The following is a 25,112-nucleotide window of genomic DNA, read 5'->3' as shown; positions in this document are numbered from 1 at the left end:
AGGCCACGGTTCGGGATCGGGCCACGGTCACGGTCACGGATCCGGCTCGGGTTCTGGCGATGCTTCGGGTTCCGGCTCGGGTGACGGTTCGGCCTCCGGTTCTGGCGATGCTTCGGGTTCCGGCTCGGGTGACGGTTCGGCCTCCGGTTCCGGTGACGCCTCGGGGTCCGGCTCCGGCACTACCTCGGCTTCCGGTCAGGGATCGGGTACGACCTCGGCGCACAGCTCCGGTTCCGGCGAGACCGCGAATTCCGGTGCCGATGCGGCGAATTCGAGCGCCGACTCGAATCCCGTCGGCGAGCCCACCGCCGTCCCGGCGAACTATCGCCCGGGGGATCGCTGGCAGTTCGGCATCTCCCCGCCCGGCTCGCACCCCTGGCAGCGACTCGCCACCACCGGCCCCGCGAACAGCGCCAACCCGCCGCCGGCCAAGACCTGACCGTACGCACGAAAAAACCGGTGGGGTCGGAATCAACCCACACCGGTTTTCCGTTGTCCCGCAACCTACTTCAGCTGCGCGCTGCTCAGTTCGAGCACCCGCCGTGCCACGATCAGCTGCTGGATCTGCTGGGTGCCTTCGAAGATGTCGAGAATCTTCGAGTCGCGGCTCCACTTCTCAAGCAGCGTGCGCTGGGAGTAGCCCACCGCACCGGCGAGTTCGACGGCCTTCAAGGTCACGTCGGTGCCCATGCGCCCGGCCTTGGCCTTGGACATGGAGGCTTCGAGGGAGTTGGGCTTCTTGTTGTCGGCCATCCACGCCGCGCGCAGGGCGAGCAGGTAGGCGGCTTCCCAATCCGATTCCATGCGAAGGAATTCCGCGGCGGCGGCGGACTGGTTGTTGGCGGGGATGTCGTAGGAGATCTCGACGCCGGACTCCTCGAGGATGGCGCGCAGTTCCTCGAGGGCGGCGCGGCCGACGCCGATGGCCATCGCGGCCACCAGCGGGCGGGTGTTGTCGAAGGTCTGCATGACCCCGGCAAAACCCTTCTCCACGTTGACTTCCGGGCTGCCGAGGATGTTGTCCGCCGGAATGCGGCAGTCCTCGAGGCGCAGTTCGGCGGTGTCGGAGGCCTTGATGCCGAGCTTGTGCTCGAGGCGAGCGACGGTGAGGCCCTTGGCATCGCGCGGCACCACGAACGACTTGATGGCCGCGCGGCCCTTGGACTTGTCGACCGAGGCCCACACCACGATGTGGGTGGCGCGCGAGCCGGCGGTCACGAAGATCTTGGTGCCGTTGAGAACCCACTCGTCGCCGTCGAGCACCGCGGTGGTCGACACGGCCGCGGAGTCCGAACCGAAGGACGGCTCGGTGATGGCCATCGCGGCCCACACCTTGCCGAAGCGCTCGAGCTGTTCGTCGGTGGCGACCGCGGCGATGGCCGCGTTGCCCAGACCCTGGTAGGGGATCGACAGCATCAAACCGACGTCGCCCCAGCAGGTTTCGAGCGCGTTGAGCAGTGCGGACATGTTGCCGCCGTTGCTGTTGCCGAGCAGTTCGGTGGCGTGGCTGTCGCCGGTGTCCTCACCGGATTTGGCCTTGCGGCCGCCGGTGGCGCCGGAGATGTCCTGGGTGCCGGAGTCGGCCAGGCCCTCCACCATGGCGGCCATGGTGTCGAGCTCCACCGGGTACTCGTGCTCGGCCAGGTCGTACTTGCGCGAGATGGGGCGGAAGATCTCGGCGGCGACCTGGTGGGCCTGGTTGGCGCTGGCCCGCAGCTTCTTGGGGAGTTCGAGATTGATCATCGGAATGTCTCCATCAATACGGTTCAGGGGTCGAGGAGACCCGGATCAGATCAGGACCACACCTTCGGCGACGCCGATCGCCCGCAGATCGCGGTACCAGCGCTCGACCGGGTGTTCCTTGGTATAGCCGTGACCGCCGAGCAGTTGCACGCCGTCCAGGCCGATCTGCATGCCCTTGTCGGTGGCGAACTTGCGGGCCAGCGCCGCCTCCCGGGAGAAGGACAGCCCCTGCTCCGCGCGTGACGCACCCCGCAGAGTCACGAGCCGCAGGCCGTCGAGTTCGATGGCGATATTGGCGACCATGAACGCCACCGCCTGCCGGTTCGCGATCGGCTCGCCGAACGCCTCGCGCTCCTTCACGTACGGCTTGACGTAGTCCAGCACGGCCTGGCCGGTGCCGACCGCGAGCGACGCCCAGCCCAGGCGGGCCAGCCGTACGGCGTCGGCGTATTCCTCGGCCCGCTGAGCGGCGTCGCCGTCACCCAGGATGGCCTCGGCCGGAACCGCGACGTTGTCCAGGATCAGCCGGCCCAGGCCGGCGGCGCGCAGGCCCATGCTCGGGTCGGCCTCGATCACCACACCCGGCGTATCCGATTCGACGATGAAAAGCGCGGGGCGGCCGTCGATTTCGGCGCCGACGATGAACAGCTCGGCGTCGGCGGCGGCCGGAACCAGGCTCTTGACGCCGTTGATCCGGTAGCCGCTGGGGGAGCGGGTGGCCTTGGTCTGCAGCGCGAACGGATCGAACAGCGCCCGCGGCTCGCTGATCACGACCGAGGCCTGCGGCACGTTCTCACCCGTGAAGGCGCCCAGGTAGGTCTGCTGCTGGGCGTCCGAACCCCACTGCGACAGCGCGACGGCCACACCCGAGGGGGCCAGAATCGGCAACGCCAGGCCCATATCCCCGTGCGCCAGCGCCTCGGCGACCAGCGAGTTGGTGACCGCGCCACGCTCGGTGGCCGCACCCTCGAGTTCCTCGGGCACGTTGATCAGCGTGATGCCCAGTTCGGCGGCGCGCTCGAGCAGATCCTTGGGCGCCTGGGCCGCGCCGTCGGCCTCGTAGGCCGCCGGGCGCAGGATCTCCGCGGCGAATTCGCGCACCGTCTCGACGATCATCTGCTGTTCGTCGGTCGGGGTGAGGTCGAAGTAGTCCTTGCTGCGGGACTCGTTGGCGGGCAGGCGCTTCGGCTTACCGCCACCGGATACCTTGCCGAATGCGCGGGTCGCGGCGCCGAGCGTGCGGAAGCCGGTCTTGGTGCCCTCGTAGGTCAGCCGTTCGATGGGCTTGCGCAGGTTGTACTTCTCGGCCAGTTCGGAACCGGTAATGGTCGTCATGACCCGCATGGCCGCGCCCATCCAGTCGCGCTTGACCGGGTTGAGGCCGACGGCGGAATCCGGACGTCGCTCCGTTGCGGTGTCTCGAGTGCTCATAGTCACCAGTCTTCTCGGGTGTGGGTGTCGGGTGATCGGTCCCAGGATCTTACTTTCGAGTAAGTCTATCTTACTCCAGAGTAAGAACGCAGTCGAGAGGCTGCGGATATCGCCGTGATCTCGATCCCATCGCCGTCTCGGCAACCGCCCCGCACAAGCAGGGCAATTGACCAGGACGGCCATCGAGTACCCAGGTGAAGCCGCGTCGAACGACGAACGCCGCATCGGCCGGGCTTCGGCGCGATGCGGCGTTCGGTTCCGTCGGATGTTCGGGGTTGTCGGAGGCATGCGCTCGGCGGGTGGCGGTCGGTCGGCAGGGTGAGACCGTGCCGGCGTCGCACGTGTGCCGGGCCGCCGTCCTCAGGGGCGCAGCGCGGCGAGTACCGAGTCGTGCAGCAACCCGTTGGTGGCGACCGCGCTACCGTGATGCGGTCCGGGGGTTCCGCCCAGGGCGGTGAAGCGGCCGCCGGCCTCGCGCACCAGCACATCGAGGGGCGCCAGATCCCACAGCGAGACCTCCGGCTCGGTGGCGATATCGACCGCGCCCTCGGCGAGCAGGCAGTAGCCGAAGAAGTCGCCGTAGCCGCGGGTGCGCCACACCTGATCGGTCAGCTCGATCAACTGATCCCGCAGACCCAGGTCCCGCCAACCGGAGAGGCTGGAGATCGCGAGACTGGCCGAATTCAGGCCGCCGACCTCGGACACCGTGATCGGCTTCGGCTCCCCGGCCTCGAACCGGGTCCACGCGCCGGAACCCGTTGCGGCCCACCAACGTCGGCTCAACGCGGGCGCGCTGACGACGCCGACGACGGGAACACCGTCCTGCAGCAGCGCGATCAGGCTGGCCCACACCGGAACTCCGCGCACGAAATTCTTGGTGCCGTCGATCGGGTCGATCACCCACTGCCGTCCGATGAATTCGGCCTCACCGCCGAACTCCTCACCCAGTACGGCGTCGTGCGGGCGCCGATCGATGAGGATTTCGCGTAGCGCCCGCTCCACCGCCAGATCCGCGTCCGAGACGGGAGTCAGATCCGGTTTGCTGTTCACCTTCAGGTCGAGGGCGCCGAAACGATCACGGGTGATCGCATCGGCCGCATCGGCCAACTGCAGGGCAAGTTCGAGATCGCCGGCATGATCGCTCACACGGCAACCGTAATCGGCGCACCCGGTCGGAGCCATTCGGCCTCGCGGTGCCCCACCTACTGCTGCGGATTCCAGACCGCGGGCCAATCCTTACCGCGGAAGGCCGCATCGATACCGCCGTCGCAGAAGATCACCGAGCCGACGAAGAAGCCGGCCTTGTCCGACAGCAGGAAGGCCGCGAGCTCGGCGATCTCCTCCGGGCGTCCCGGCCGCCCGATCGGGGTCATGGCGAGGAACTGCTTCATCCCCTCGCCGGTGAGCGCGTCCTTGCTGCCTTCCTGGGTCATCGGGGTGTCGATGATGCCGGGCGCGATGGCGTTGAGACGGATGCCGTCGGCGATGTATTCCGCCGATTTGGTGCGGGCGTACCAGGCCAGGGCCGCTTTCGTGGCCGGATAGGCCTGGATCGCGCCCAGGTCACCGAACGATTCGGCGATGCCGCGGGCCCGTTCCTCGTCGCCGGCCAGGCACGCGTCGGCCAGCTCCACCGGCCACAGCGGTTGTGTCGTCGTGGAATTCGACGACACCAGCACCACGGAGGCGTTGCCGGATTCGCGCAACAGCGGCCGCAGCCCCTCCAGCAGTGCGATCGCGCCGAAATAGTTCACCGACACCACGAGCCCACCGGGCCGCCCGGTCGCCGCGGCGACTCCGGCGAAGGGCAGGAATCCGTCCAGCCGGCCCGCACTGATCCGGGTGATTTCCGCGACCGCGTGCGCCCGGCCCTCGGCCGTGGACAGGTCGGCGGTCACTTCGGTGTCGCGCAGATCGACACCGATGACCCGGTGCCCTTCTTTCTCCAGGTGGGCGGCGACGGCCGCCCCGATCCCCGACGCGCTCCCGGTAACGGCGATGGTCCCCATCGACCCTCCTGTTTCGGCTGGATGAAACCACGAAGACATTCGAAATCGAGGCTAGTGGCCGGTCGCCGTCGCGCGGGGGCGCCGTTCCGCTGAGCGGGCCTGCCGGACAACGTCCGGCCGTCCGGGCGGCAGCGGCGCCGATCCGCAGGTAGCGAGACCTCCATCGCTGAACTAATCGTGCAAACCACGCCGCCTCAGGCGGTTTTCGCGTTTTTTCGTCGAGGTTTGCACGATTGGTTCACCCTTCACGGACCTCGAGCCCGCGTCGGCCGTTGTTCACGCCGCGACCCGCGCCGCCGCCAAAGCGCTCGCCCACCAATGCAATTGGTCGAGCATCCCCGCTGCCGCCGCCTCGGATTCGCTCGGTGCGGTCCACTGTCCCTCGGCGTCGAACTGCTGGTAGTAGCGGGGGAAGGACACGTAATCCCGGATCGTGTGCGCGTTCAGCTCGGCGAACACCTGCCGCAGATGCGCGATGGCGTTCAGCCCGCCGCTCGCCCCGCTGTAGCCGACGAAGCCGATCGCCTTGCGGTCCCACTGCGTGTAGTGCCAGTCGATCGCGGTTTTGATCGAGGCCGGGTAGCTGTTGTTGATATCCGGCGTGACGACGACCATCGCGTCGGCGGCGTCCAAGCGCGCGGTGAGATCGAGCATTCCGGCCGGACGCTGCGGATTCGGTTCGATCCGCGGTGAGACGGCCGGCAGCGCGACGGGCAGATCCGCGTCGGCGAGGTCGATCAGATCGACCTCGAAGCCGTCGTGCCGCCGGGCCTGCTCGGCGAACCACTCACCGACCACCGGCCCGAAGCGGCCCTCCCGGACGCTGGCGATGACAACGGCGAGCCGCAGTGTGCTGCTGGACATTTCGGATCTCCTTCGGAAAGCGACGTTCGCTGTCGTCGACTCTGCCGTCCGGGCGCGCGGCCAGGGAGCCCGCTGTGAGGGTGGTAGTGAGAGGGATACCCTCGGGGCGCCCCGCGCTGTTAGCGTCGAACTGTGAGCGATAACGAGCTGGGGCTTTTCCTGCGCACTCGGCGGGAGGCGGTCACCCCCGCCGAGGTCGGGCTCCCGGCCGGACCCCGCCGCCGCACCCCTGGATTGCGCCGCGCCGAACTCGCGACACTCGCGGGAGTCAGCGTCGAATATCTGATCCGGTTGGAACAGGGTCGCGACCGGCATCCGTCGACGGGCGTGCTGTCCGCGGTGGCCGATGCCCTCCGGTTGAGCCCGAGCGAGCGCGTCCAGCTGCATCGGCTGGTCAAGTCCGCCGACCCGGGTTTCAGCTGTACCGGCGGCGCGCTGCCCAATCGCCGGGTCCGGCCCGCGGTGCAAGCGATTCTGGACCGGCTCGCCCCGGCGCCCGCGGCCGTCTTCAACCGGCTCGGTGAGATCCTGAGCTGCACCGATGGCTATCGTGCGCTGGTCGGCGGCACCGGCTTGCTCGACCACGGCCTGCCCGCGGGCTACCCGCGCTGGCTGTTCACCGATCCGCGCGCCCGCATCGTGTACCCGGAATGGGACCATCGTGCCGATCTCGCGGTGGCGACTCTGAAGGCAGGTCCCTTCCGCTCGGATCCGGCCATCGCGGTGCTCGCCGACGAGCTGACACTGCTGGCGGGTGCCGAATTCACCCGGCGCGTCGCCGACATCGCCGGACTGCCCGATACCAGTGGCATCAGCCGGATGGACCATCCCGAGGCCGGCCCGCTGCGGCTGGCCTACGAACGGCTGGACCTGTCCGCCGACGACGACCAGTACATCCAGGTCCAGCTGCCCGCCGACGACGCGACCGCCGCGGCCCTCGACGCGCTGCTGGGCCGCCGCCCGGGGGGACTGCGCGCGGTATCGGGCTGAGTCGCCGCGGCGCCGGGGCCGCCGGCCTCGCCGCATTTCACCGCCACCTGCGCGAGCGGTAGATTGGACAACCGTGCATCCTGACGTTTCCGCTGATCTCGCCGAACTCGACACCACGTTGAAGACTGTCGAGTCGGTACTCGATGTCGACGAGCTGCGCCGTCGCATCGACGAACTCGAACATCAGGCCGCCGACCCGGAGCTGTGGAACAACCAGGAACACGCCCAGCAGGTGACCAGCGAGCTGTCGCATGCCCAGGGTGAGCTGCGTCGCGTCACCGAACTGCGGCAGCGGCTCGACGATCTGCCGGTGCTCTACGAACTCGCCGAAGAGGAAGAGGGCGAGGCCCGCACGTCCGCGCTGGCCGATGCCGACGCCGAACGCGCCGCGCTGCACGCCGACGTCGAGGCGATGGAGGTCCGCACTCTGCTCTCGGGTGAATATGACAAGCGCGAGGCGCTGGTCAACATCCGCTCGGGCGCGGGCGGGGTGGACGCCGCCGACTGGGCGCAGATGTTGATGCGTATGTACGTGCGTTGGGCCGAGCGTCACAAGTACCCGGTCGAGATCTACGACACCTCTTACGCCGAAGAGGCCGGCATCAAGAGCGCCACCTTCGCGGTGAAGGTGCCCTACGCCTACGGCACCCTGTCGGTGGAGATGGGAACCCACCGCTTGGTGCGGATCAGCCCCTTCGACAACCAGGGCCGGCGCCAGACCTCCTTCGCCGAGGTCGAGGTGCTGCCGGTGGTCGAGGGCACCGACCACATCGAGGTGCCGGAATCGGAGATCCGCGTCGACGTGTACCGCTCGTCGGGTCCGGGCGGTCAGAGCGTCAACACCACCGACTCGGCGGTGCGGATCACCCACATCCCGACCGGCATCGTGGTGACCTGCCAGAACGAGAAGTCGCAGCTGCAGAACAAGATCTCGGCGATGCGCGTGTTGCAGGCGAAATTGCTCGAGCGCAAACGCCAGGAGGAGCGCGCCGAGATGGATGCGCTCAAGACCAACGAGGGCGCCTCCTGGGGTAATCAGATGCGCTCGTACGTGCTGCACCCGTATCAGATGGTCAAGGACTTGCGCACCAACTTCGAGGTGAACAATCCGTCCTCGGTTCTCGACGGTGATATCGACGGCTTCATCGAAGAGGGAATCCGCTGGCGGATGCGCCAGGACGCGTGAGACCCGCCTATCACGGCACAATCACGGCATATCGGTCGGTGGGCGGTCGTAGTAACCTGTCTGGCGTGTGTTCGGGCGGCAGAATGGCTTGTGTCGGTGCACGGTTGATACCGGAAAGGATGCGCCGATGACGACGACTCTCGCTGCCGGAACCGGGGCGGAATTCACCTCGTGGCTGCGTGGCAGCGGCCTCGAGATCGTGCTGCTGATCGTGGGCGCGATGCTGTTCAGCCGCTTCGCCACCTTCGTGCGCGACCGGATCACCCGCCGCATCGACTCCGGCTTCCAGAGCAGCGATTCGCTGGTGCGCACGGAGGCCGCCAAACATCGGCACGCGCTGGCCCAGGTCATCACCTGGGTGGTGCTGGTGATCGTGTACTTCCTGGTATCACTGGAAGTGTTGCGGCGCTTGGGTTTCCAGCTCAGCGGCCTGGTCGCGCCGGCGGCGGTGCTCGGTGCCGCGCTCGGTTTCGGCGCCCAGCGCATCGTGCAGGACCTGCTCGCCGGATTCTTCCTGATCACCGAGCGGCAGTACGGATTCGGTGATGTGGTGCGCATCGCGGTCACCGGGCAATCCGAGCCGGCCGAAGGTACCGTGGAGGACGTCACGCTGCGGATCACCACGCTGCGCAATCCCGACGGGGAGGTCATCACGGTGCCCAACGGGCAGATCGTGAAAGTGACCAATCTGTCGAAGGATTGGGCCCGTGCGGCGATCGACGTGCCGGTGCCCGCCACCGCCGACATCACCAAGGTCAACGAGATCCTGCACGAGGTGGGCGCCAAGGCATTTCAGGATCGCCGTTTGAAATCGCTACTGCTGGACGAACCTACGGTGATGGGTCTGGAAGATCTCACCGTCGATCAGATGAACATCCGGATGGTGGCCCGCACACTGCCGGGTAAACAATTCGACGTCGGACGTGAGCTGCGCGTGCGTGTCGCCGCGGCGCTGCGTCGGGAGGGTTTGAGTGAAACCGCGTAAATCGACCGCGATCCTGCTCAGTGTCTGGGTCGCGACGCTCGTGTTGTATCTGTTCGTGAAACCGGCCACACCGGACCATTCCGGGTTCAACATCGCGAATACCGTTTCCGGTTCCGCGCTGACGACCGCGCCTGCCCGCTGACCTCTCTGTGACAAGTCGCATGCCGCGGAGTGGGCCGAAGTGTGCCATGACTTCGCTGGCTACACTGGCACCTCGTGATCACCCTGCGGAACGTCACCAAGTCTTATAAAACCTCGACGAGACCCGCGCTGGACAATGTTTCGGTCGAGGTCGACAAGGGCGAGTTCGTCTTCATTATCGGACCGTCCGGGTCGGGTAAATCGACGTTCATGCAACTGTTGCTGAAAGAGGTCAAGCCGACCACCGGCGAAGTGCATGTCGCCGATTTCCGGGTCGACCGGTTGCCGGGACGGCGGGTGCCCAAGCTGCGCCAGCGCATCGGCTGCGTCTTCCAGGATTTCCGATTGCTGCAGCAGAAGACGGTCGAGCAGAACGTGGCGTTCGCGCTCGAGGTGATCGGCAAGAATCGCAAATTCATCAATCGGGCGGTGCCGGAGGCCCTGGACCTGGTGGGTTTGTCCGGTAAGGCGGACCGCCTGCCGACCGAGCTGTCCGGCGGTGAACAGCAGCGGGTCGCGATCGCACGCGCGTTCGTGAACCGGCCGCTGGTGCTGCTCGCCGACGAGCCCACCGGCAACCTGGACCCCGACACCAGTCAGGACATCATGATGTTGCTGGAACGCATCAACCGCACGGGCACCACGGTGCTGATGGCCACCCACGACAACCACATCGTCGACGCCATGCGCCGGCGCGTGGTCGAACTCGATCGCGGGCGCCTGGTTCGTGACGAGGCCACCGGCGTGTACGGGGTGGGCCGGTAATGCGCGCGAGCTTCCTGTTCGGTGAGGTCTTCAATGGCCTACGCCGCAACGTCACCATGACCATCGCGATGATCCTCACCACCGCGGTCTCGCTCACCATGCTCGGCGGCGGCATGCTGGCCGTCCGGATGGCCGACAAGACCGAGCAGTACTTCCTGGACCGGCTCGAGGTGCGGTTGTACCTGACCGAGGACGTCTCGGCCAACGATCCGGACTGCTCGCAGGATCCGTGCAAGGCGCTGATGTCGTCGCTCAAATCCGAGCCCGGCGTCGAATCGGTGCAGTACCTCAATCGCGAGGAGGCGGTCCGCGAGGCGAAGGAGAAGACCTTCAAGGACCAGCCCGAGCTGGCCAAATACGTCAGTGAGTCGCCCCTGCCGGCCTCGCTGCGCGTCAAGATGACCGACGCCGCGCAGTACCCGCGCATCTTCAAGGACTTCCAGGGCAAGCCCGGTGTCGGATTCGTGCGCAACGACAAGGACATCGTCGACCGGCTGGTGAGCCTGTTCGACGGCCTGCGCAACGCGGCCTTCGGCCTGGCCGTGCTGCAGGCCCTGGCCGCCCTGCTGCTGATCGCGAACATGGTGCAGATCGCGGCGTTCACCCGCCGTGAGGAAGTCGGCATCATGCGTCTGGTCGGTGCGACGCGCTGGTACACCCAGTTGCCGTTCCTGCTCGAGGCGGTGGTCGCCGCCCTGGCCGGGTCGGTGCTGGCGGTGATCGGACTGATGATCGCGCGGCCGCTGGTCATCGACCGCGCCCTCGGCGACCTGTTCGCATCGAAGGTCTTCCCGCGCATCACCGGCGACGACATCGCGGTGGTGGCGCTGACCGTGGTGCCGGTGGGCATCGTGTTCGCCGCGCTGACGGCCTACGGCACGCTGCGCTACTACGTGCGCGAATAGGGTCGTTCCCGGTTCCAGCCGGAGCAGGGCAGGCCGATGGCTCCGCCGACTACGGCGGGGGAGCCTCGTGCACGGGGTGCGGCTGTGGATTGGGGGTTCGGATCGTCGGTGGGGGTCCGTAGGATGGCTGGCGTGACTTCCCCGGAGACGCTCGAGACGGCCGACGCTTCGTCGCACACTGTGGAAACCGATGCGGCGCAACAGGTTCTGCAGCGCGTATTCGGGTACGACAGTTTCCGGGGATTACAGCGTGAGATCGTCGAGCAGGTCGTCTCCGGTGGCGATGCGCTCGTTCTGATGCCCACCGGCGGCGGCAAGTCGCTGTGTTATCAGATTCCGGCGCTGGTGCGGCCCGGGGTGGGTGTGGTCATCTCACCGCTGATCGCGCTGATGCAGGACCAGGTGGACGCGCTGACCGCGCTCGGGGTGCGGGCCGGGTTCCTCAACTCCACCCAGTACCCGGACGAGCGGCGCACGGTCGAGGCGCAGTTCGTCGCGGGCGAGCTGGACCTGTTGTACCTGGCGCCGGAGCGGTTGAAGCTCGAATCGACCGCGGATTTGCTCGATCGCGGCAAGGTGTCGGTCTTCGCCATCGACGAGGCGCACTGTGTCTCGCAGTGGGGGCACGACTTCCGGCCCGACTATCTGGCGCTGTCGGTCCTGCACGAACGCTGGCCGGACGTGCCGCGGATCGCCTTGACCGCCACCGCCACCGAGGCCACCCGCCGCGAGATCGCCGAGCGGCTCGACCTCACCGGGGCGAAGCATTTCGTCGCGGGTTTCGACCGGCCCAATATCCAGTACCGGATCGAGCCGAAGAATCGCGCCGATCAGCAGCTGCTGTCCTTCATCCGCACCGAACATCCGGGGGAGGCGGGCATTGTCTACTGCCTGTCCCGCAATTCGGTCGAGCGCACCGCGGAATTCCTGTGCCGCAACGGGATCGAGGCGGTGCCCTATCACGCCGGCCTGGACGCGCGCACCCGCGCCACCAATCAGTCCAGGTTCCTGCGCGAGGACGGTCTGATCGTCGTCGCGACCATCGCCTTCGGCATGGGCATCGACAAACCCGATGTGCGGTTCGTGGCACATCTGGACCTGCCGAAGTCGGTGGAGGGCTACTACCAGGAGACCGGCCGCGCCGGTCGTGACGGACTGCCGTCCACCGCCTGGATGGTCTACGGACTCAACGATGTTGTGCAGCAACGCAAGATGATCGACTCCTCCGAGGGCGACGCGGCGCACCGGCGGCAGCTGCAACTGCATCTGGACGCGATGCTCGCGCTGTGCGAGACCGTGCAGTGTCGCCGCACCCAGCTGCTCAACTACTTCGGCCAGTCCGGTGACACCTGCGGCAACTGCGACACCTGCCTGAACCCGCCGGAATCCTGGGACGGCACGGTGGCCGCGCAGAAGGTGCTCTCGACGGTGCTGCGGCTCAAACGCGAACGCGGGCAGAGTTTCGGCGCCGGACATATCGTCGACATCCTGCTCGGCAAGTCGAATCCGAAAGTGTTGCAGCACAAGCACAACGAGCTGAAGGTCTTCGGCGTCGGCGCCGATCTGCGCGATACCGAGTGGCGCGGCGTGATTCGCCAATTGCTCGCCCAGGGCCTGCTCGCGGTGCACGGTGAATACGGCGTGCTGACCCTCACCGAAGCCAGTGACGAGGTGCTGTTCAAGAAGCGCACGGTCCATATGCGCCGCGAGCCGGAACGAGTGAAGCCGCCGCGCGCCGCCAAGGCGAAGGCGTCCCGCCTCGCCGCGGCCGAGCTGGCGCCCGCGGCGGCGGATCTGTTCGAGCAGCTTCGTGCGTGGCGTGCCTCGGTCGCCAAGGAGCAGGGCGTTCCCGCCTACGTCGTCTTCCACGACGCGACCCTGCGCGATATCGCCGGTCGGGCCCCCGCGAGCCTGGCCGAACTCGGCGGCATCAGCGGCATCGGTGAGAACAAGCTCGCGAAGTACGGCGAGGGTGTCCTCGAAGTGGTCGCGGGATTCGATGGAGGGAGCTCGGGCGGTGCCCCTGAGGCGCCGGCCTTGCCTTCGAACCGAGCCGAGCGACCGGCCGACCAGCGCGGCTCGGTTCGCGCAGCGGCATCGAGTGCCCGCTCGCGCCCCGAAGGATCTCGCGCCCCGGTCACGCGTTCGAGGTTCGAGGCCGCGGAACCGGCAGCCCCGAGTGATTCGGTGAACTGGGGCATCCCCGACGCCGATTTCGAGCCCCCGCCGGACGAGTTCTACTGAACCGCTCGGTGAGCCGGTCTGGCCGCTCACCAGCGCGGTCGGTGGTTTCGGGTGTCCGCGCGGGCGGAGTCGACTGCCACGCCGCCGCGGGGGATGAAGCCCGGTGCACGTTTATCCCTCCACCCGGCGAGGGTAATTGTCTCGCCGTGACGCATGGCCAGGACGGAGTGATCGAGACCAACGGGTTGCCGGGAAACCACAAGGCTGCGGACGCCGATTCGACCGTGGCCGCCACGCCGGATCCTTCGCGGCTCGGCGTGCGGCCCCTGGGCCGGATCGGCATGCCCCGGCGGCTGCGGCGGGCCCGCACCGGTATGCGGCCGTCGACGCTGGCGCTGATTACCGTCTGGATTGCCGTTTTGGCGCTCTATCTGGCGGTGCGGCCCGGCGGATAGCGGTAGCGTGCCGCTATGTCCCACGACCATCACGACGACCGCTCCGATCAGTCGTCGGATTCCGGCCCCGGCGGCGATCCGCCGGACGCCGCGAAACCCGGACCTCGCCGCACCCGAGCGGATTCGGTCGAGGCCGGGTGGCTGCGTCCGCACGCGAGCCCGCTGGGTCGCCCGCGGCTGACAACCGTGGTGCTGCTGCTCGCGTGGATCGCCCTGCTGATTCTGTACCTGCAGGTCCGGCCTGGCGGCTGACCGCGCGTCAGCGGTCGGCGCCGACCCGCTCCCACATCATCGCTTCGTGCCAGCCGTAGCGTTGAAAGGCCCAGTCCTGCACGGTCTTTGCGACGAGTTCGAAGGCGGGGGAGTGCGGGGTGCCCCAGCGCGCGGTGTCGCGCACGCTGGCGCGGAACTGCATACCCGGCCCGCCGCCGCCGTACTCGACGATATAGCCGCGACCGTCGTCGGGATCGATGCGCCGATCCATCTCGACGCGCAGATAGTGTTGGGCCGCAGGCGAACCCGGGCGTTCGACGACGAGTTGGGGTTCTCGATAATCCAACTCGGCGAGCAGGTCGTGTAGTTGCGCATCGGTCGGGTCGTCGAGTACACGATCCGAGGCGGTGCTCACTCTGAATCTGGGTACCGTTGTCACGCAATCATTTTGCGCGCCCGCCCGCCGATGGGCACACGGAATCGGTTCCCGGCGGTGGGGATGTCCGCAATCGTCCGCAGCCGCCGCTGTCCGGTGCGGTGGTTTCCGCCCGCGTCACCGCTCCCGGGCGGGTTGCCGGATGTCAGCCGACCGTGAGCCGGATCACGGCATGTTCCGGGCCGGAATTTCGTTTTCCTTCTGTTCGGCGGACGTGTAAACCGGACAGGTCCGTACGCTCAGCGGGCATCGAGGCACAATGACAGCGTGGAGCGCCGCCGAGCTGCGCGGAGTCGAGGGAAAGGTGTACATGAAGGAGAAGGGGCGCAAGGTCATCGCCACCAACCGCAAGGCGCGGCACAACTACACGATCCTCGACACCTTCGAGGCGGGGATCGCGCTGGTCGGTACCGAGGTGAAGAGCCTGCGGGAGGGTAAGGCGTCGCTGGTGGACGCCTACGCCACCATCGACGACGGTGAGGTGTGGCTGCGTGGCCTGCACATTCCCGAATATGGGCACGGCACCTGGACCAACCACGCCCCGCGCCGCACCCGGAAACTGCTGCTGCATCGCCGTGAGATCGACAAGCTCACCGGCAAGACCAAGGAGAGCTCGCAGACTCTCGTCCCGCTGTCGATGTACTTCACCGACGGCAAGGTGAAGGTCGAACTGGCGCTGGCCAAGGGTAAGCAGGACTACGACAAGCGCCACGACCTCGCTCGCCGCACGGCGGAGCGCGAGGTGACGCGCGAACTCGGCCGGCGTGTGAAAGGCATGCGCTGACCGGCGGGAATGTCTGAAGGCGAAGTGATGTTAGTATGAACAGCCCGGCCCACCAGCCGGGTGTTCAACTGAGTTGACTACGGGGCTGATCGGTTTCGACTGCGTACGTCGATTCAGGGGAAGCGTGTCGGTGCAGGCAGGAGACCACCGTAAGCGTCGCTGTAACCCAATAAGCGCCGATTCTCATCAGCGCGACTACGCTCTCGCTGCCTAAGCAGTAGAGCGTGTCTGTCAGTCCGGGTTTGCTCTCGGCCCGGGTACTGGCATCAGCTAGAGAGCTTCACCGTCCGGCTCGGTCGCGGAGTCGTACGGGACAACAAACAGCGACTGGGATCGTCATCTCGGCTTGTTCGCGTGACCGAGAGATCCGAGTAGAGGCTTAGCGAACTGCACACGGAGAAGCCCTGGAGAAGCGGCGGAGGACCCGGGTTCAATTCCCGGCAGCTCCACGACGGGCCCCTCACCTGAAGCCCAGGTGAGGGGCCTTTTTCATGCTCCAGCGTGGTGCCGGCCGGGTGGCGCGGGCATGACCGAGGGATAACCGGCTTGCCGGGGGCCCACACCGAACGTCGTGATCGCAATTTTCGGCTCGCGTCTGTCCACGAGGGTAGAACTGACAGCGTGACGCGGTATGCATTTGAGCAGGGGGCCGGCGCACTTGTCGCGAGTTGGGGGACCGGCAGGGGAGATGTGGCCGAGACGATCGCGACTTTGCCGGAGACGGTGGAGGCGGAGGTCGCGCTCGCGCTGGCGGCGGGGTTGACGAAGCTGTCGGAGTATCAGTGGCGGACCTATACGCATCCGGCGTCGGCGGCGGGGGATCCGGAGGTGCCCAACAGTGTGGCGTGGCATCGGGCGCAGGAGCGCAACCGGTTCCGGGAGGTGGAGGCGGCCGTGCGGGAACCGAATCTGCCGGATGCGGACGGGATGATGGCGGTCTCCTACAGCGTGATCGAGGAGGCGGCGCATCGGATCGGGCGGGTGGCGCATCTGATCGGCGACGCGACGCTGGTGGATGCCCTGGTCGCCGAGGTGCGCACCGAGCAGGCGGCGATCGAGGCGGCCGAGCTGGGCGATCTGTCCGGGCGGGCCCGGCAGGCGGTGGAGTTGTCGCGGGCCGATATTTCGCCGGTGCAGGTGCACGCGGCCGATGCGCTGCTCTACGCCGACCCGCTGGCCTCCATCGGCCGGTTCACCGATATCGACCCGGCCGCCGCCGCGGTGGCGGCCGCGCGCTGGCTGTACCTCTCCGCTCAGGTCGCGGCCGAGGCCGCGGAGGTGCATCCGGTGCACGTGGTCGCGGAAGCGGACAATCTGGAGGCGCTCCGGGTGGAGACGCCGACTCTGGTGCTGGAGCGGTTGTGTGCGGGTGAGAGCCCGACCGCCGTGGTGGTCGATTTGATCGCCGACGCGCTCGCCGCCGCCGAGGGCCGGGTGCGCAACCCGGCCCGGATCATCGAAGCGGCGGAGGCGATCGAAAGGCGTTTGCGCGGAGACGAACTCGACGAGGATGGCCTGACGGCGCTCACCGACGAATTCCGGATCTCCTGCCTCGACCCGGCCCGTCCGGCGGTCGACCTGCTGGAAGACCTGCTGGACGCGATCCGTGGCTGCCGGCTGCTGTACTGCGAGGAGTACGAGTCGGGGTTCGAGGAGGCGGTCCGGGCCGAGGCCGACGATCAGCGCCCGCCGGTGCTGTAGCCGCTCAGGCGCCGGGTTCGCCGTAGGCCGCCGCGATCTCCTTCGACCCGCTCCATTTGCTGTAGGTGGGCGATTGCGGCCATCCCTCGGGCGAGTCCTGCCATTCCTCCTGGCGGCCGTAGGGCAGCAGGTCGATCAGGGCGAAGGTGTAGCCGAGCTGTTCGGTGCCGCGGCCGTCGGTGTGCCAGGTGCGGTAGACCGTGTCGCCGTCGCGGAGGAAGACGTTGACCGCGAAGCCGCCGCCGGGAGGTGCGCCGACGTCCGTGCCGAAGGAGCTGTTCGCGGTCGAGTACCAGGTCATCGCGTTGCCGACGCGTCGTTTGTAGGCCAGTGCCTCGTCGATCGGTCCCTGGGTGACGATGACGAAGCGGGCGTCCCAGTTGTCCAGGAACTCCAATCGGGTGAATTGCGAGGTGAATCCGGTGCAACCGGGACATTGCCACGTCTCGCCCGGGAACCACATGTGGTTGTAGACGATCAACTGCGACCTGCCGTCGAAGACGTCCGCCAGCCGAACCGGCCCCTCCTCGCCCTCGAGGGTGTAGTCGGGCATCCGCACCATCGGCAGGCGGCGGCGCGCGGCCGCGATCGCGTCGAGTTCCCGGGTCGCCGCCTTCTCCCGTACCCGCAGCGCGTCGAGTTCACGCTGCCAGGTCTCGGCGTCGACGACGGGCGGCAGTGCTGTGGTGCTCATGGGTCCTCCCTGACCGTTCGGCTTGCGAGCTGTAGATAAAGACGTGAGCTCGCTCCGGAACTCATCGGTCGATTCACGAACGGCTGCGGCGGAAGGTGGAGCGGTAGTCCCCGGGGCGTCGCCCGGTGTGTGCGGCGAACAGGGCGGCGAAGGTGCCCGCGTCCCGGTATCCGACGGCGCCGCAGATGTCGGCGACCGTGCGGTCGGTGGTTTCGAGCAGATGGCGGGCGCGGCGCACGCGCGCGGACTGCAGATAGTCGAGCGGGCTGTGCCCGGTCTCGTCGGCGAAGCGCCGCAGCAGCGTGCGGGTGCTCACGTGGAAGGTGTTCGCCAGTGCGGTGAGGTCGTAGCGGATGGAGAGATTGCGGTCTAGATGGCGCATCACCCTGCGGGAGAACATATTTCCGGGTTGCGGCAGCAGGCGAGCGTCGACATACGGAGTCTGTGACGAGCGGGCGTCGTCGACGAGCGCGATCCGGGCGGTCGTGCGCGCGACCCGTGGGCCGCTGTGGCGCGCGATCAAGTCCAGTGCGAAGTCGTACATGGCGCTGAACGCGGCCGTGGTCGTCACACCGCGATCGGTGACGACCAGTCGATCGGACCGGATGTCGGCCTGCGGACACTGCTGGGCGAGTTCGTCGGCGAACAACCAGGTCGTCGTCGCCTGCCGGCCCGTGAGCAGGCCCGCCCGGGCGAGCAGGAAAGCGCCGACGCAGATCGATACGACGGCGCCGCCCGCGGCGGCATGGTCGCGGATCGCGGCGATCTCGGCGGTGAGCGGCGGCAGCCGGGCATCCGGATCGACGCCCGGAACGAGTTCGAAGCCCGGCACCACCAGGATGTCGACCTCCCGCAACGGCGAAACCGTCAGTGCCACACCGCCGGAGGCCACCACCCGGCGCCGCGGCGAGACCACCGTCACCTCGTACCCCGCGCGGTCCGGACCCGCGACATGCGCGGCCATCGTCAGCAGATCGGGAATCCCGAACACCTCGGACGCGAAGCAGCCCGGATATGCCAGCACACCGACCCGATACGCGCTCACGACCCGCCTCCTCGTCCGTTGGCGAGATTACCCCTCGATCTGGCGATCCCGCCGATCGCTTTCCCGCCGATTCCGGCCGACGCTGACCCGATGACTATCGACGACAACCCGATCGCCGCCTTCGTGCCCCGTCTCGTCGACGTGGACGGGGTGAGCAAGACCGTCTACACGGCCGGATCCGGCCCGGCCGTCGTGGTGATGCCGGAGATGCCGGGCATCAGCCCCGACGTTCTGCGGCTCGCGCGCTGGATCCGCGATGCGGGGTTCACCGTCTACCTGCCGTCGCTGTTCGGCGTCGACGGCGCCTATCCGACGGCCGACGACGGCGCCGAAGTCGTGCGTCGCGCCTGCGTGAGTGCCGAATTCCGCGCCTTCGCGGGCGGGGGCACCAGTCCCGTCACCCGATGGCTGCGCGGACTCGCGCGGCTGGCCCACGACGAATGCGGCGGCCCCGGAGTCGGCGCGCTCGGGCTGTGTTTCACCGGCAATTTCGCGCTCACCATGACCCTCGAACCGGCCGTCGTCGCGCCGGTGGTGAATCATCCCTCGCTGCCGCTCGACGATCCGGCCGGGCTCGAGTTGAGCGAGGAGGACGCGGCCGCGATCCGCGACCGTATCCGGCGCGACGGGCTCACGGTTCTGGCCTACCGTTTCGACAACGACCGCTGGTGCACGGGCCGGCGCTTCGCCGCCTACCGGGCCCTGCTCGGCGACGCCTTCGACGGCCGCGTGCTGGCGGGTGATGCCGCCCACCCCACCCCGCCGCCGTTTTTCCGCGACGTCGTCCAGACCCCGCACAGCATCGTCACCGCGCACTTCGTCGACCAGGAGGGCCACCCCACCCGCGCGGCCCGCGACGAGATTCTCGCGTTCCTCGGCGCGCGCCTGCACGCACCGGCAACGGAGTAGCGCGACGAGCGGCGTCGTCCTCGCCCCAGTCCGAAGACCCGGTCGCACCGGCTGCCGCCGGGAGCGCACGCATCCGCCGCGCGTCGGTGAGATTGCCGGGCGATAGCGGTTCGCACCCGGAATCCCTCCGCCGCACCGGATTCTGCGTCCGCACGCGTAGTCGGTTACAGTTCCGGGAACTCTGGAAGTGATGGGGAGCACTCACGATCGGGGATGGCAATGGCGGACCGCGAGCGCTATATCCGCAAGTATCTGAAGGCGTTGCGGGCGGTCTACGTTCCGGATGAGCGACCGCGGATTCTGCCGACCCTGCTGCGCCGCCGGAAGAGTCGCCGTCTGCCGCCGCCGATCGTGCGGCTGATCGCCCCGGAGACAACCGAATTCGACCGCACCACCGGTCTGCTGCCGCGCACAGGGGAGTGGCTGGCCGAACCCGGAGGACGGCGGGCGGTGCCGCGCGCGGTGATCGATGTCGCCGCCGCAGCGCCGGATATGTTCACTCCGGGTTTCGCCCCCGCCGGCGATCAGGAAATGGAGGGGCACTGCCTGCCGATCCTGCACGAGCTCTACACCTGCTTCGCCAGTGACGATACGGCCATGGGGCCCATTCCGTTTCCCCGCTACCGCACCGCCGACTGGCTGACCAGGCAGCGATTGCAGGGTTCGGCGACCGACGCCTCCGATGAGCTACGGGAACGGCTGCCGCAGTTGCTGCGCGGGACGCCGTCGGCCGATCGTTCCGCGACCGCATTGGGCGCGGTGGGCGGCACCGTTGCCCGGGTTTTGACCGTGCTGTTGTCGGTGTGGCCGGTGGTGCGATTGTGGTTGTTCGTGAGTTCGCACATTCCGGGACTCTCGCGGGTGAGCTACTGGTTCATGCACCAGCGCTACCTTTCTCCGGGCCTGTCGCACAGCTTCGTCGGCTTCGGAGTCCGGCTGACCGAGCCGATGCGCGCCCGGGAGAACAAGGACCAGATCGCGAAGCTGCTGCTGAACGCGTTTCTCGAGGATCTGCGTGCAGCCTATCGACGCGCGCCGTGGCGGCCTTCGGGGTGGCGGCGCACCGCCTACCCGGTCGCGCTCCTCGACGGCGTCACCGCTGACGACGGCGCCGATCGCATGATCCGCTTCCTCAACGAGATCCGCAACGAGACAGGGCTTTTCGATCCGCTGGTGATCGTGGCGCGGATCGAGCATTCGACGGAGTCACCGGATGCGCGATTCGACGATCTCGGTGTCACGGTCGACGGTGAAACTTATGATCCGCTGCTCTCGTGGCGCGAGGATATCGACGAGAGCCGCCGCCATCGCAACACCGACAGCTGGTACCTCACGCTGCCGCTTCCGGAGGCCCTGAGCACATCGCTGTCGCGGTTCGATCGGTCCGATCTGGCCTATCCGCCCGCACCGCCGTGGGCGGCCCGCCGGTCGATGGTGGCCGCGGTGGCGTTGCTCCCGGTCGTCGCCCTGGTGGCGGCCGCCGTTGCCGTCGTCCAGCCACGGCTCGTCGCCGGATGTACCGCGTCGCCGTGGCGTTCCGGGGTGGATGTCACCGTGCGCGGCACCGAATGTGTCGGATTGAGTAGTTCTGCGGCACAGACCTTTTCCGACGATCTCGAACTCGGCGAAATGCAGCGCGAGGTCTTCCACCAGAACGACGTGGCCGCCCGGTTGCGCCACGACAATCCGCGCCGGCCCCTCGTGACGCTGGTCTACTTCGCCGGGATGACCTATGTCGATCGCAACGGGCGCTATCCCCACGCCCAGGCCGAGGAACTGGCCGGATTGGCGGTGCGGCAGCGCTGGGCCAACAAACAGAGCGGTGCGTCCGAACCGCTGCTGCGCGTCGTGATAGCCAACGGCGGGACGACGATGCGGTACGCCACCTGGGTGGTCGACCATCAGATCGGCCGGTTGGTGCGTTCGGATCCGACCGTGGCCGGAGTGATCGGCCTGGACCGCAGTACCGCCGAAACCCGCAGGGCGATCGCGAGATTGGGCGAGCTCGGGGTTCCCACCATGGCCACCACCCTGTCCGCGGACGGGTTGGAGGAGGTCTCACCGCTGTATTTCCAACCCGTCCTGCCCAATTCGATGCAGGCGACGTTGGTCGCCGAGTATGTGCTCGGCGCGCGAAATCTCGATGGCAGCCCCCGCTACGGCAAGGTGAACGTCTACGTCTCCGACGACCCGGCCGATATCTACGTCCGCACGTTGGAGAACGATCTGCGGCACGAGCTCGGGGACCGGTTCGGCGAGATCGAACCCTGGTCCGATCAGGGCCAGATCCCGAGCCGGCGGATGCCCTGCGCACCGGCGGACCACGCGCAGCCGAGCGATCTGCTGTTCTTCGGCGGCCGCAATCCGGATTTCGGCCCCTTCGTCAGTGCGGTGGCCCAGCACTGCGGTGCCGACATGCCGCCGATCCTCGCCAACGACACCGCCACCCGTGCGGTATCGGACAAACTGGTCCAGAATTCGGCGCCGACCGGATTTCCCGTGCACTACGTCGCCAAGGGCGTGCCGGCACTGCTGGCCGGCAGAAACTGCGTTCGCGACGGCGAACCCGTCCGGCCCGCGAGCCCGAATATGCACACACTGTGTTCCGAGCTGCGCGATCTTCGCCGCGCGCTCCCGCATTTCCAGGTGAGCTGGCCCGGTGATCGCACCGGCATCGGATTCGACGTAGCCGAACTGTTCCTGGGAGCGGTCAAGCGAAACCGGGCTCGGCCGGAGTATTCCGGTGCGGTCGTCAACCGTGCCGCCATCGCGCTCGAACTGCGCCGGGGTGAGCTCGACGCCGACACCGTGACCGGGAATCTCCGTTTCGACGGTCCCCGCGGACTGGTCAGCGGCGCATCGATCGCGATTCTGATGACCTCGGATCTCAACGACGCCGAGACCCCGCCGACGTGTTTGCTGCAACTGCCGTTGCCGCCCGACGGCGGCAACGGCTGCCCTCCGGGCACCGGAAGCGAAACCGAAACGTGGGTGCGGCCGAGATGAGTCGACACCACCGCATCGTCGGCATGTGCCGTGCGGTAGTAAGGATCCATGGAGGCCTTCTATCGACCCGATCCCACGGATCCCGCGCTGTTCCACTCCACCGAGCTGACCCGCGGTCCGTGGTCGCCGGACGCGCAGCACGCGGGACCGCCGTCGGCGCTGCTCGGGCATGTGATCGAGCGCTGTGAGCCGCGGCCGGGATTCCGGGTCGGCCGCGTGGCGGTCGAAATTCTCGGACCCGTCCCCATCGCGCCGCTGCGGGCCGAGGCGCGGGTGGTGCGTCCGGGGCGCAGCGTGGAGTTGATCGAGGCCACCGTCGCCACCGACCGCGGCCCGGTGCTGAAGGCGAACGCGTGGCGGTTGCGGGTGGCCGATCCGGAGGTCGAGGTGCCGGCGGACGCGGTCGCCACCGGCGCGTATCCCGGGCCGGACACCGTGGCGCACAGTGGGGAGTTTCCCAGCAACCAACCCGTCGGATTCCACACCGGGATCGACTACCGCTTCGTCGCCGGCTCATTCCAGCAGCCCGGACCGGCGGTGTGCTGGATCAAGCTGCGGTATCCGATCGTCGCCGGAACCACGCCGAGCCCACTGGAGCGGACCCTCGCGGCGGCCGACTCCGGTAACGGTGTGAGCGCGGTCCTGGATTGGGAGCGTTACCTTTTCATCAACACCGACCTCACCGTCACGCTGCATCGGGAACCCGTGGGGGAGTGGGTCTGCCTGGATGCGGTCACCTATCCGGAACGCAGCGGCATCGGGATGGCCGAATCCCGGCTCTACGACGAGAAGGGGCCGGTCGGCCGCAGCACCCAGACCTTGCTGATCGGGAACCGGTAGCGGGTACCTCCGGTACTTCCCGCCACGGGTGACTCCGCATCCCTCGGCTACCGTGACGACGTGGACGAGTGTGGCGCTGGAAGCTGTTGATGTCGAGGGTGTTTCGCTGGGGTGCCGCGGTTCTGGCGGTGGCGGCCGTGCTCGTCACGTCCGGCGCGGCGGTCCCGTCGCCCGTCACCGGTATGGACCGCTTCTACCGGCAGCAGCCGAAGTGGAAGCCTTGTGCGGTGGAGACGCTGGACGCCGCCGGAGGGTCCTGCGCGGCGGTGCGGGTGCCGCTGGACTATGCCGATCCCGACGGCCGCACCCTGAACATCGCGATATCCCGGGTGCCCGCGACCGATCCGGACCGCAGGCGCGGCGTCCTGCTGGCCGATCCCGGCGGGCCGGGAGCGTCCGGGCTGGATACCGTCGATCTGCTGGGTGACGTTCTCGCGCCGGAGGTTAGGGCACAGTACGACCTGATCGGAATGGACCCCCGCGGCGTCGGGCGCTCCGACGGCGGCCGGACCTGCGGCTGGCCGATCGGCGAGATGATCCGGTCCGCCGGCGTCGGACGGGACGGATTCCTCACCGACACCGCCCGCGCCGCTCGCCTGGCAATGGCCTGTCTGACAGGCGATTCCGCCGCACTGCGGCAACTCACGACCCGCAACACGGCACGCGACATGGAGGTGATCCGGCGTGTCCTCGGAGAACCGTCGCTGAGCTATTACGGCGTCTCCTACGGCACCTATCTGGGCGCGGTGTTCGCGCAGCTGTTTCCGCGGTCGGTCGATCGCATGGTGCTCGACAGTGCGATCGATCCCGACCGATACTGGAACGGAATGGTGCACGATTGGGGTGCCGCCGACGAAGCGGCGCTGGACGATTGGGCCGGATGGGCCGCCCGCCGCGACCCGGACTACCACTTCGGCACGACGGCCGCGCAGGTACGCGGTGCGGTCGAGCAGTTGATGAACGATATTGCCCGGCAGCCGATTACGGTGAACGACTTCGTCATCGACGATCATTGGCTGCCGTTCCTGCTGCACAACCTGCTGGGCAACTTCCGGCTGAACGAGAAGATGGCCGACACCGTCGCCGAACTGCGGGCCGCGACCGGCGCAACGCCACCGGCCGGCCACACGCCCTGGCTGACGGATACGCTGGATTCCCTTCGGCAATACGAGGATTCGGCGCTGGCGTTCGTCGCCTGCGGTGACGACGCCGCCCCCGAGGATCCGGTGCGCTACTGGTCGGAGATCGAACAACGCCGCGCCACGCAGCCGATCTTCGGCGCGCTGGCGGCGAACATTCAGCCCTGCGCCTTCTGGCCCCGGCCCGTGGAAAGCATTACCGCGGTGCGGAATTCGGTTTCGGCGCTGATCGTGCAGGCGACCGGCGACCCCCGTACACCATACGATCACGCCCTCGCGCTGCATCGCGATCTGAGCGCGTCCCGCCTCGTGACACTGGCGGATGTGCGGATTCACATGACGTTTCGTCCCGGCCTCAGTCGCTGCGTCGGCGCGGCGATCAACGGATACTTCGCCGACGGCGTGTTTCCCGCGACCGATGTGGTGTGCGCGCCCGACACGGAAGCCGAGCCGTAGCACGCGCGAAGGCCCGGCTTCCGAGGAAGCCGGGCCTTCGGGTACGAAATCAGCGCGGCGCCATGCGGATCGCGCCGTCGAGGCGGATGGTCTCGCCGTTGAGCATCGGGTTCTCCACGATGTGGCGGGCCAGGGCCGCGTATTCGGCGGGGTCGCCGAGGCGGGCGGGGTGCGGGACCTGCGCGCCGAGGGCCTTGATGGCCTCCTCGGGCAGGGTGGCGAACAGCGGAG

General features: G+C 68.0%; 23 protein-coding genes, 1 other RNA gene and 2 pseudogenes. 17 read left to right on the top strand and 9 right to left on the bottom strand.

Going from position 1 to position 25,112, the window contains the following annotated elements; genetic code table 11:
* Positions 1-439: pseudogene (locus tag ON23_RS38505) on the top strand (hypothetical protein); the annotation flags it as partial.
* Positions 440-504: 65 nt separating this feature from the next.
* Here ON23_RS38505 and ON23_RS20390 read toward each other — a convergent pair.
* The 5 genes from ON23_RS20390 to ON23_RS20370 form a co-directional block, all read right to left on the bottom strand.
* Positions 505-1,743, bottom strand: a complete 1,239-nt coding sequence (locus tag ON23_RS20390; protein ID WP_039780113.1) for an acyl-CoA dehydrogenase family protein — start codon at positions 1,741-1,743, stop codon at positions 505-507.
* 45 nt (positions 1,744-1,788) lie between these two features.
* On the bottom strand, positions 1,789-3,174 hold the full coding sequence (locus tag ON23_RS20385) for an acyl-CoA dehydrogenase family protein (RefSeq protein WP_039780112.1): 1,386 nt from the start codon (positions 3,172-3,174) through the stop codon (positions 1,789-1,791).
* Positions 3,175-3,534: 360 nt separating this feature from the next.
* Positions 3,535-4,320, bottom strand: coding sequence for a histidinol-phosphatase (gene hisN, locus ON23_RS20380; RefSeq protein ID WP_039780110.1), 786 nt, complete (start codon positions 4,318-4,320; stop codon positions 3,535-3,537).
* A gap of 56 nt (positions 4,321-4,376) precedes the next feature.
* Entirely contained in the window at positions 4,377-5,183 is an 807-nt protein-coding gene (locus ON23_RS20375; protein ID WP_039780109.1) for an SDR family oxidoreductase, read from the bottom strand.
* 276 nt (positions 5,184-5,459) lie between these two features.
* On the bottom strand, positions 5,460-6,047 hold the full coding sequence (locus tag ON23_RS20370; protein ID WP_039780108.1) for an NADPH-dependent FMN reductase: 588 nt from the start codon (positions 6,045-6,047) through the stop codon (positions 5,460-5,462).
* Positions 6,048-6,179: 132 nt separating this feature from the next.
* Here ON23_RS20370 and ON23_RS20365 point away from each other — a divergent pair, with 132 nt between their 5' ends.
* The 9 genes from ON23_RS20365 to ON23_RS20330 all read left to right on the top strand — a co-directional run bounded on the left by ON23_RS20365 (position 6,180) and on the right by ON23_RS20330 (position 13,910).
* Complete coding sequence (locus ON23_RS20365) at positions 6,180-7,037, top strand: helix-turn-helix domain-containing protein (RefSeq protein WP_039780107.1); 858 nt, start codon at positions 6,180-6,182, stop codon at positions 7,035-7,037.
* Positions 7,038-7,110: 73 nt separating this feature from the next.
* Positions 7,111-8,223, top strand: coding sequence for a peptide chain release factor 2 (prfB, locus tag ON23_RS20360; RefSeq protein ID WP_036504255.1), 1,113 nt, complete (start codon positions 7,111-7,113; stop codon positions 8,221-8,223).
* 127 nt (positions 8,224-8,350) lie between these two features.
* On the top strand, positions 8,351-9,208 hold the full coding sequence (locus ON23_RS20355) for a mechanosensitive ion channel family protein (RefSeq protein ID WP_039780106.1): 858 nt from the start codon (positions 8,351-8,353) through the stop codon (positions 9,206-9,208).
* Positions 9,195-9,350: an Rv3103c transmembrane domain-containing protein gene (locus ON23_RS38010; RefSeq protein ID WP_157104419.1), complete on the top strand. Its 156-nt coding sequence runs from the start codon at positions 9,195-9,197 to the stop codon at positions 9,348-9,350. The genes ON23_RS20355 and ON23_RS38010 overlap by 14 nt, the downstream gene beginning before the upstream one ends.
* Positions 9,351-9,424: 74 nt before the next feature.
* On the top strand, positions 9,425-10,114 hold the full coding sequence (gene ftsE / locus ON23_RS20350; protein WP_039780105.1) for a cell division ATP-binding protein FtsE: 690 nt from the start codon (positions 9,425-9,427) through the stop codon (positions 10,112-10,114).
* Complete coding sequence (ftsX, locus tag ON23_RS20345; protein ID WP_039780104.1) at positions 10,114-11,019, top strand: permease-like cell division protein FtsX; 906 nt, start codon at positions 10,114-10,116, stop codon at positions 11,017-11,019. Before ftsE ends, ftsX begins: the two co-directional genes overlap by 1 nt.
* Before the next feature lie 123 nt (positions 11,020-11,142).
* Complete coding sequence (gene recQ, locus ON23_RS20340; protein ID WP_083904104.1) at positions 11,143-13,263, top strand: DNA helicase RecQ; 2,121 nt, start codon at positions 11,143-11,145, stop codon at positions 13,261-13,263.
* Positions 13,264-13,430: 167 nt separating this feature from the next.
* Positions 13,431-13,658 carry an Rv3103c transmembrane domain-containing protein gene (locus ON23_RS20335; RefSeq protein ID WP_039780103.1) on the top strand — a complete coding sequence of 76 codons (228 nt, stop codon included), beginning with the start codon at positions 13,431-13,433 and terminating at the stop codon, positions 13,656-13,658.
* 15 nt (positions 13,659-13,673) lie between these two features.
* Positions 13,674-13,910: a WLR motif membrane protein gene (locus tag ON23_RS20330; protein WP_039780102.1), complete on the top strand. Its 237-nt coding sequence runs from the start codon at positions 13,674-13,676 to the stop codon at positions 13,908-13,910.
* A 7-nt stretch (positions 13,911-13,917) separates the two neighbouring features.
* Here ON23_RS20330 and ON23_RS20325 read toward each other — a convergent pair whose 3' ends face one another.
* The gene (locus ON23_RS20325) at positions 13,918-14,286 is read right to left on the bottom strand and encodes a hypothetical protein (RefSeq protein WP_039780101.1); all 369 of its coding nucleotides are present in this window, start codon (positions 14,284-14,286) and stop codon (positions 13,918-13,920) included.
* A 331-nt stretch (positions 14,287-14,617) separates the two neighbouring features.
* Here ON23_RS20325 and smpB point away from each other — a divergent pair, with 331 nt between their 5' ends.
* The 3 genes from smpB to ON23_RS20315 all read left to right on the top strand — a co-directional run bounded on the left by smpB (position 14,618) and on the right by ON23_RS20315 (position 16,792).
* A complete protein-coding gene (gene smpB / locus ON23_RS20320; protein WP_039780117.1) occupies positions 14,618-15,091 on the top strand; it encodes an SsrA-binding protein SmpB in 474 nt (157 codons plus the stop codon).
* Between the two features lie 81 nt (positions 15,092-15,172).
* Positions 15,173-15,543, top strand: a transfer-messenger RNA (tmRNA) gene (gene ssrA / locus ON23_RS36540).
* Positions 15,544-15,781: 238 nt separating this feature from the next.
* Complete coding sequence (locus ON23_RS20315; protein ID WP_051042951.1) at positions 15,782-16,792, top strand: hypothetical protein; 1,011 nt, start codon at positions 15,782-15,784, stop codon at positions 16,790-16,792.
* Between the two features lie 4 nt (positions 16,793-16,796).
* Here the strand turns inward: ON23_RS20315 and ON23_RS20310 are convergent, their stop codons facing one another.
* Together ON23_RS20310 and ON23_RS20305 are read right to left on the bottom strand one after the other, a co-directional pair.
* Positions 16,797-17,486, bottom strand: coding sequence for a DUF899 domain-containing protein (locus ON23_RS20310; RefSeq protein ID WP_039780100.1), 690 nt, complete (start codon positions 17,484-17,486; stop codon positions 16,797-16,799).
* Positions 17,487-17,559: 73 nt separating this feature from the next.
* Positions 17,560-18,531: a GlxA family transcriptional regulator gene (locus ON23_RS20305; protein ID WP_039780099.1), complete on the bottom strand. Its 972-nt coding sequence runs from the start codon at positions 18,529-18,531 to the stop codon at positions 17,560-17,562.
* Between the two features lie 90 nt (positions 18,532-18,621).
* Between ON23_RS20305 and ON23_RS20300 the strand changes: the two genes are divergently transcribed.
* From ON23_RS20300 to ON23_RS20285, 4 genes are all read left to right on the top strand, one after another.
* The gene (locus ON23_RS20300; RefSeq protein ID WP_039780115.1) at positions 18,622-19,440 is read left to right on the top strand and encodes a dienelactone hydrolase family protein; all 819 of its coding nucleotides are present in this window, start codon (positions 18,622-18,624) and stop codon (positions 19,438-19,440) included.
* A gap of 213 nt (positions 19,441-19,653) precedes the next feature.
* Complete coding sequence (locus ON23_RS20295; protein ID WP_244969798.1) at positions 19,654-22,446, top strand: hypothetical protein; 2,793 nt, start codon at positions 19,654-19,656, stop codon at positions 22,444-22,446.
* A gap of 48 nt (positions 22,447-22,494) precedes the next feature.
* The gene (locus ON23_RS20290) at positions 22,495-23,286 is read left to right on the top strand and encodes a thioesterase family protein (protein WP_039780097.1); all 792 of its coding nucleotides are present in this window, start codon (positions 22,495-22,497) and stop codon (positions 23,284-23,286) included.
* A gap of 89 nt (positions 23,287-23,375) precedes the next feature.
* The gene (locus ON23_RS20285; protein WP_039780114.1) at positions 23,376-24,881 is read left to right on the top strand and encodes an alpha/beta fold hydrolase; all 1,506 of its coding nucleotides are present in this window, start codon (positions 23,376-23,378) and stop codon (positions 24,879-24,881) included.
* A gap of 49 nt (positions 24,882-24,930) precedes the next feature.
* Here the strand turns inward: ON23_RS20285 and ON23_RS20280 are convergent.
* Positions 24,931-25,112: pseudogene (locus tag ON23_RS20280) on the bottom strand (3-hydroxyacyl-CoA dehydrogenase); the annotation flags it as partial.

The sequence above is a fragment of the Nocardia cerradoensis NBRC 101014 genome (assembly GCF_000308535.1).
Classification (GTDB): domain Bacteria; phylum Actinomycetota; class Actinomycetes; order Mycobacteriales; family Mycobacteriaceae; genus Nocardia; species Nocardia cerradoensis.
The sequence above is the reverse complement of the archived record's forward strand: the minus strand, read 5'-3'. Positions and strand labels throughout refer to the sequence as shown.

Excerpts from the sequence above, each read along its gene's own strand:
- ON23_RS20330 (WP_039780102.1), top strand. The coding sequence starts at position 13,674 with ATGTCCCACGACCATCACGACGACCGCTCCGATCAGTCGTCGGATTCC.
- ON23_RS20390 (WP_039780113.1), bottom strand. The coding sequence starts at position 1,743 with ATGATCAATCTCGAACTCCCCAAGAAGCTGCGGGCCAGCGCCAACCAG.
- ON23_RS20285 (WP_039780114.1), top strand. The coding sequence starts at position 23,376 with ATGTCGAGGGTGTTTCGCTGGGGTGCCGCGGTTCTGGCGGTGGCGGCC.
- ftsX (WP_039780104.1), top strand. The coding sequence starts at position 10,114 with ATGCGCGCGAGCTTCCTGTTCGGTGAGGTCTTCAATGGCCTACGCCGC.
- ON23_RS20375 (WP_039780109.1), bottom strand. The coding sequence starts at position 5,183 with ATGGGGACCATCGCCGTTACCGGGAGCGCGTCGGGGATCGGGGCGGCC.
- ON23_RS20385 (WP_039780112.1), bottom strand. The coding sequence starts at position 3,174 with ATGAGCACTCGAGACACCGCAACGGAGCGACGTCCGGATTCCGCCGTC.
- ON23_RS20310 (WP_039780100.1), bottom strand. The coding sequence starts at position 17,486 with ATGAGCACCACAGCACTGCCGCCCGTCGTCGACGCCGAGACCTGGCAG.
- ON23_RS20300 (WP_039780115.1), top strand. The coding sequence starts at position 18,622 with ATGACTATCGACGACAACCCGATCGCCGCCTTCGTGCCCCGTCTCGTC.
- recQ (WP_083904104.1), top strand. The coding sequence starts at position 11,143 with ATGGCTGGCGTGACTTCCCCGGAGACGCTCGAGACGGCCGACGCTTCG.
- smpB (WP_039780117.1), top strand. The coding sequence starts at position 14,618 with ATGAAGGAGAAGGGGCGCAAGGTCATCGCCACCAACCGCAAGGCGCGG.
- ON23_RS20370 (WP_039780108.1), bottom strand. The coding sequence starts at position 6,047 with ATGTCCAGCAGCACACTGCGGCTCGCCGTTGTCATCGCCAGCGTCCGG.
- ON23_RS20290 (WP_039780097.1), top strand. The coding sequence starts at position 22,495 with ATGGAGGCCTTCTATCGACCCGATCCCACGGATCCCGCGCTGTTCCAC.
- ON23_RS20295 (WP_244969798.1), top strand. The coding sequence starts at position 19,654 with ATGGCAATGGCGGACCGCGAGCGCTATATCCGCAAGTATCTGAAGGCG.
- ON23_RS20355 (WP_039780106.1), top strand. The coding sequence starts at position 8,351 with ATGACGACGACTCTCGCTGCCGGAACCGGGGCGGAATTCACCTCGTGG.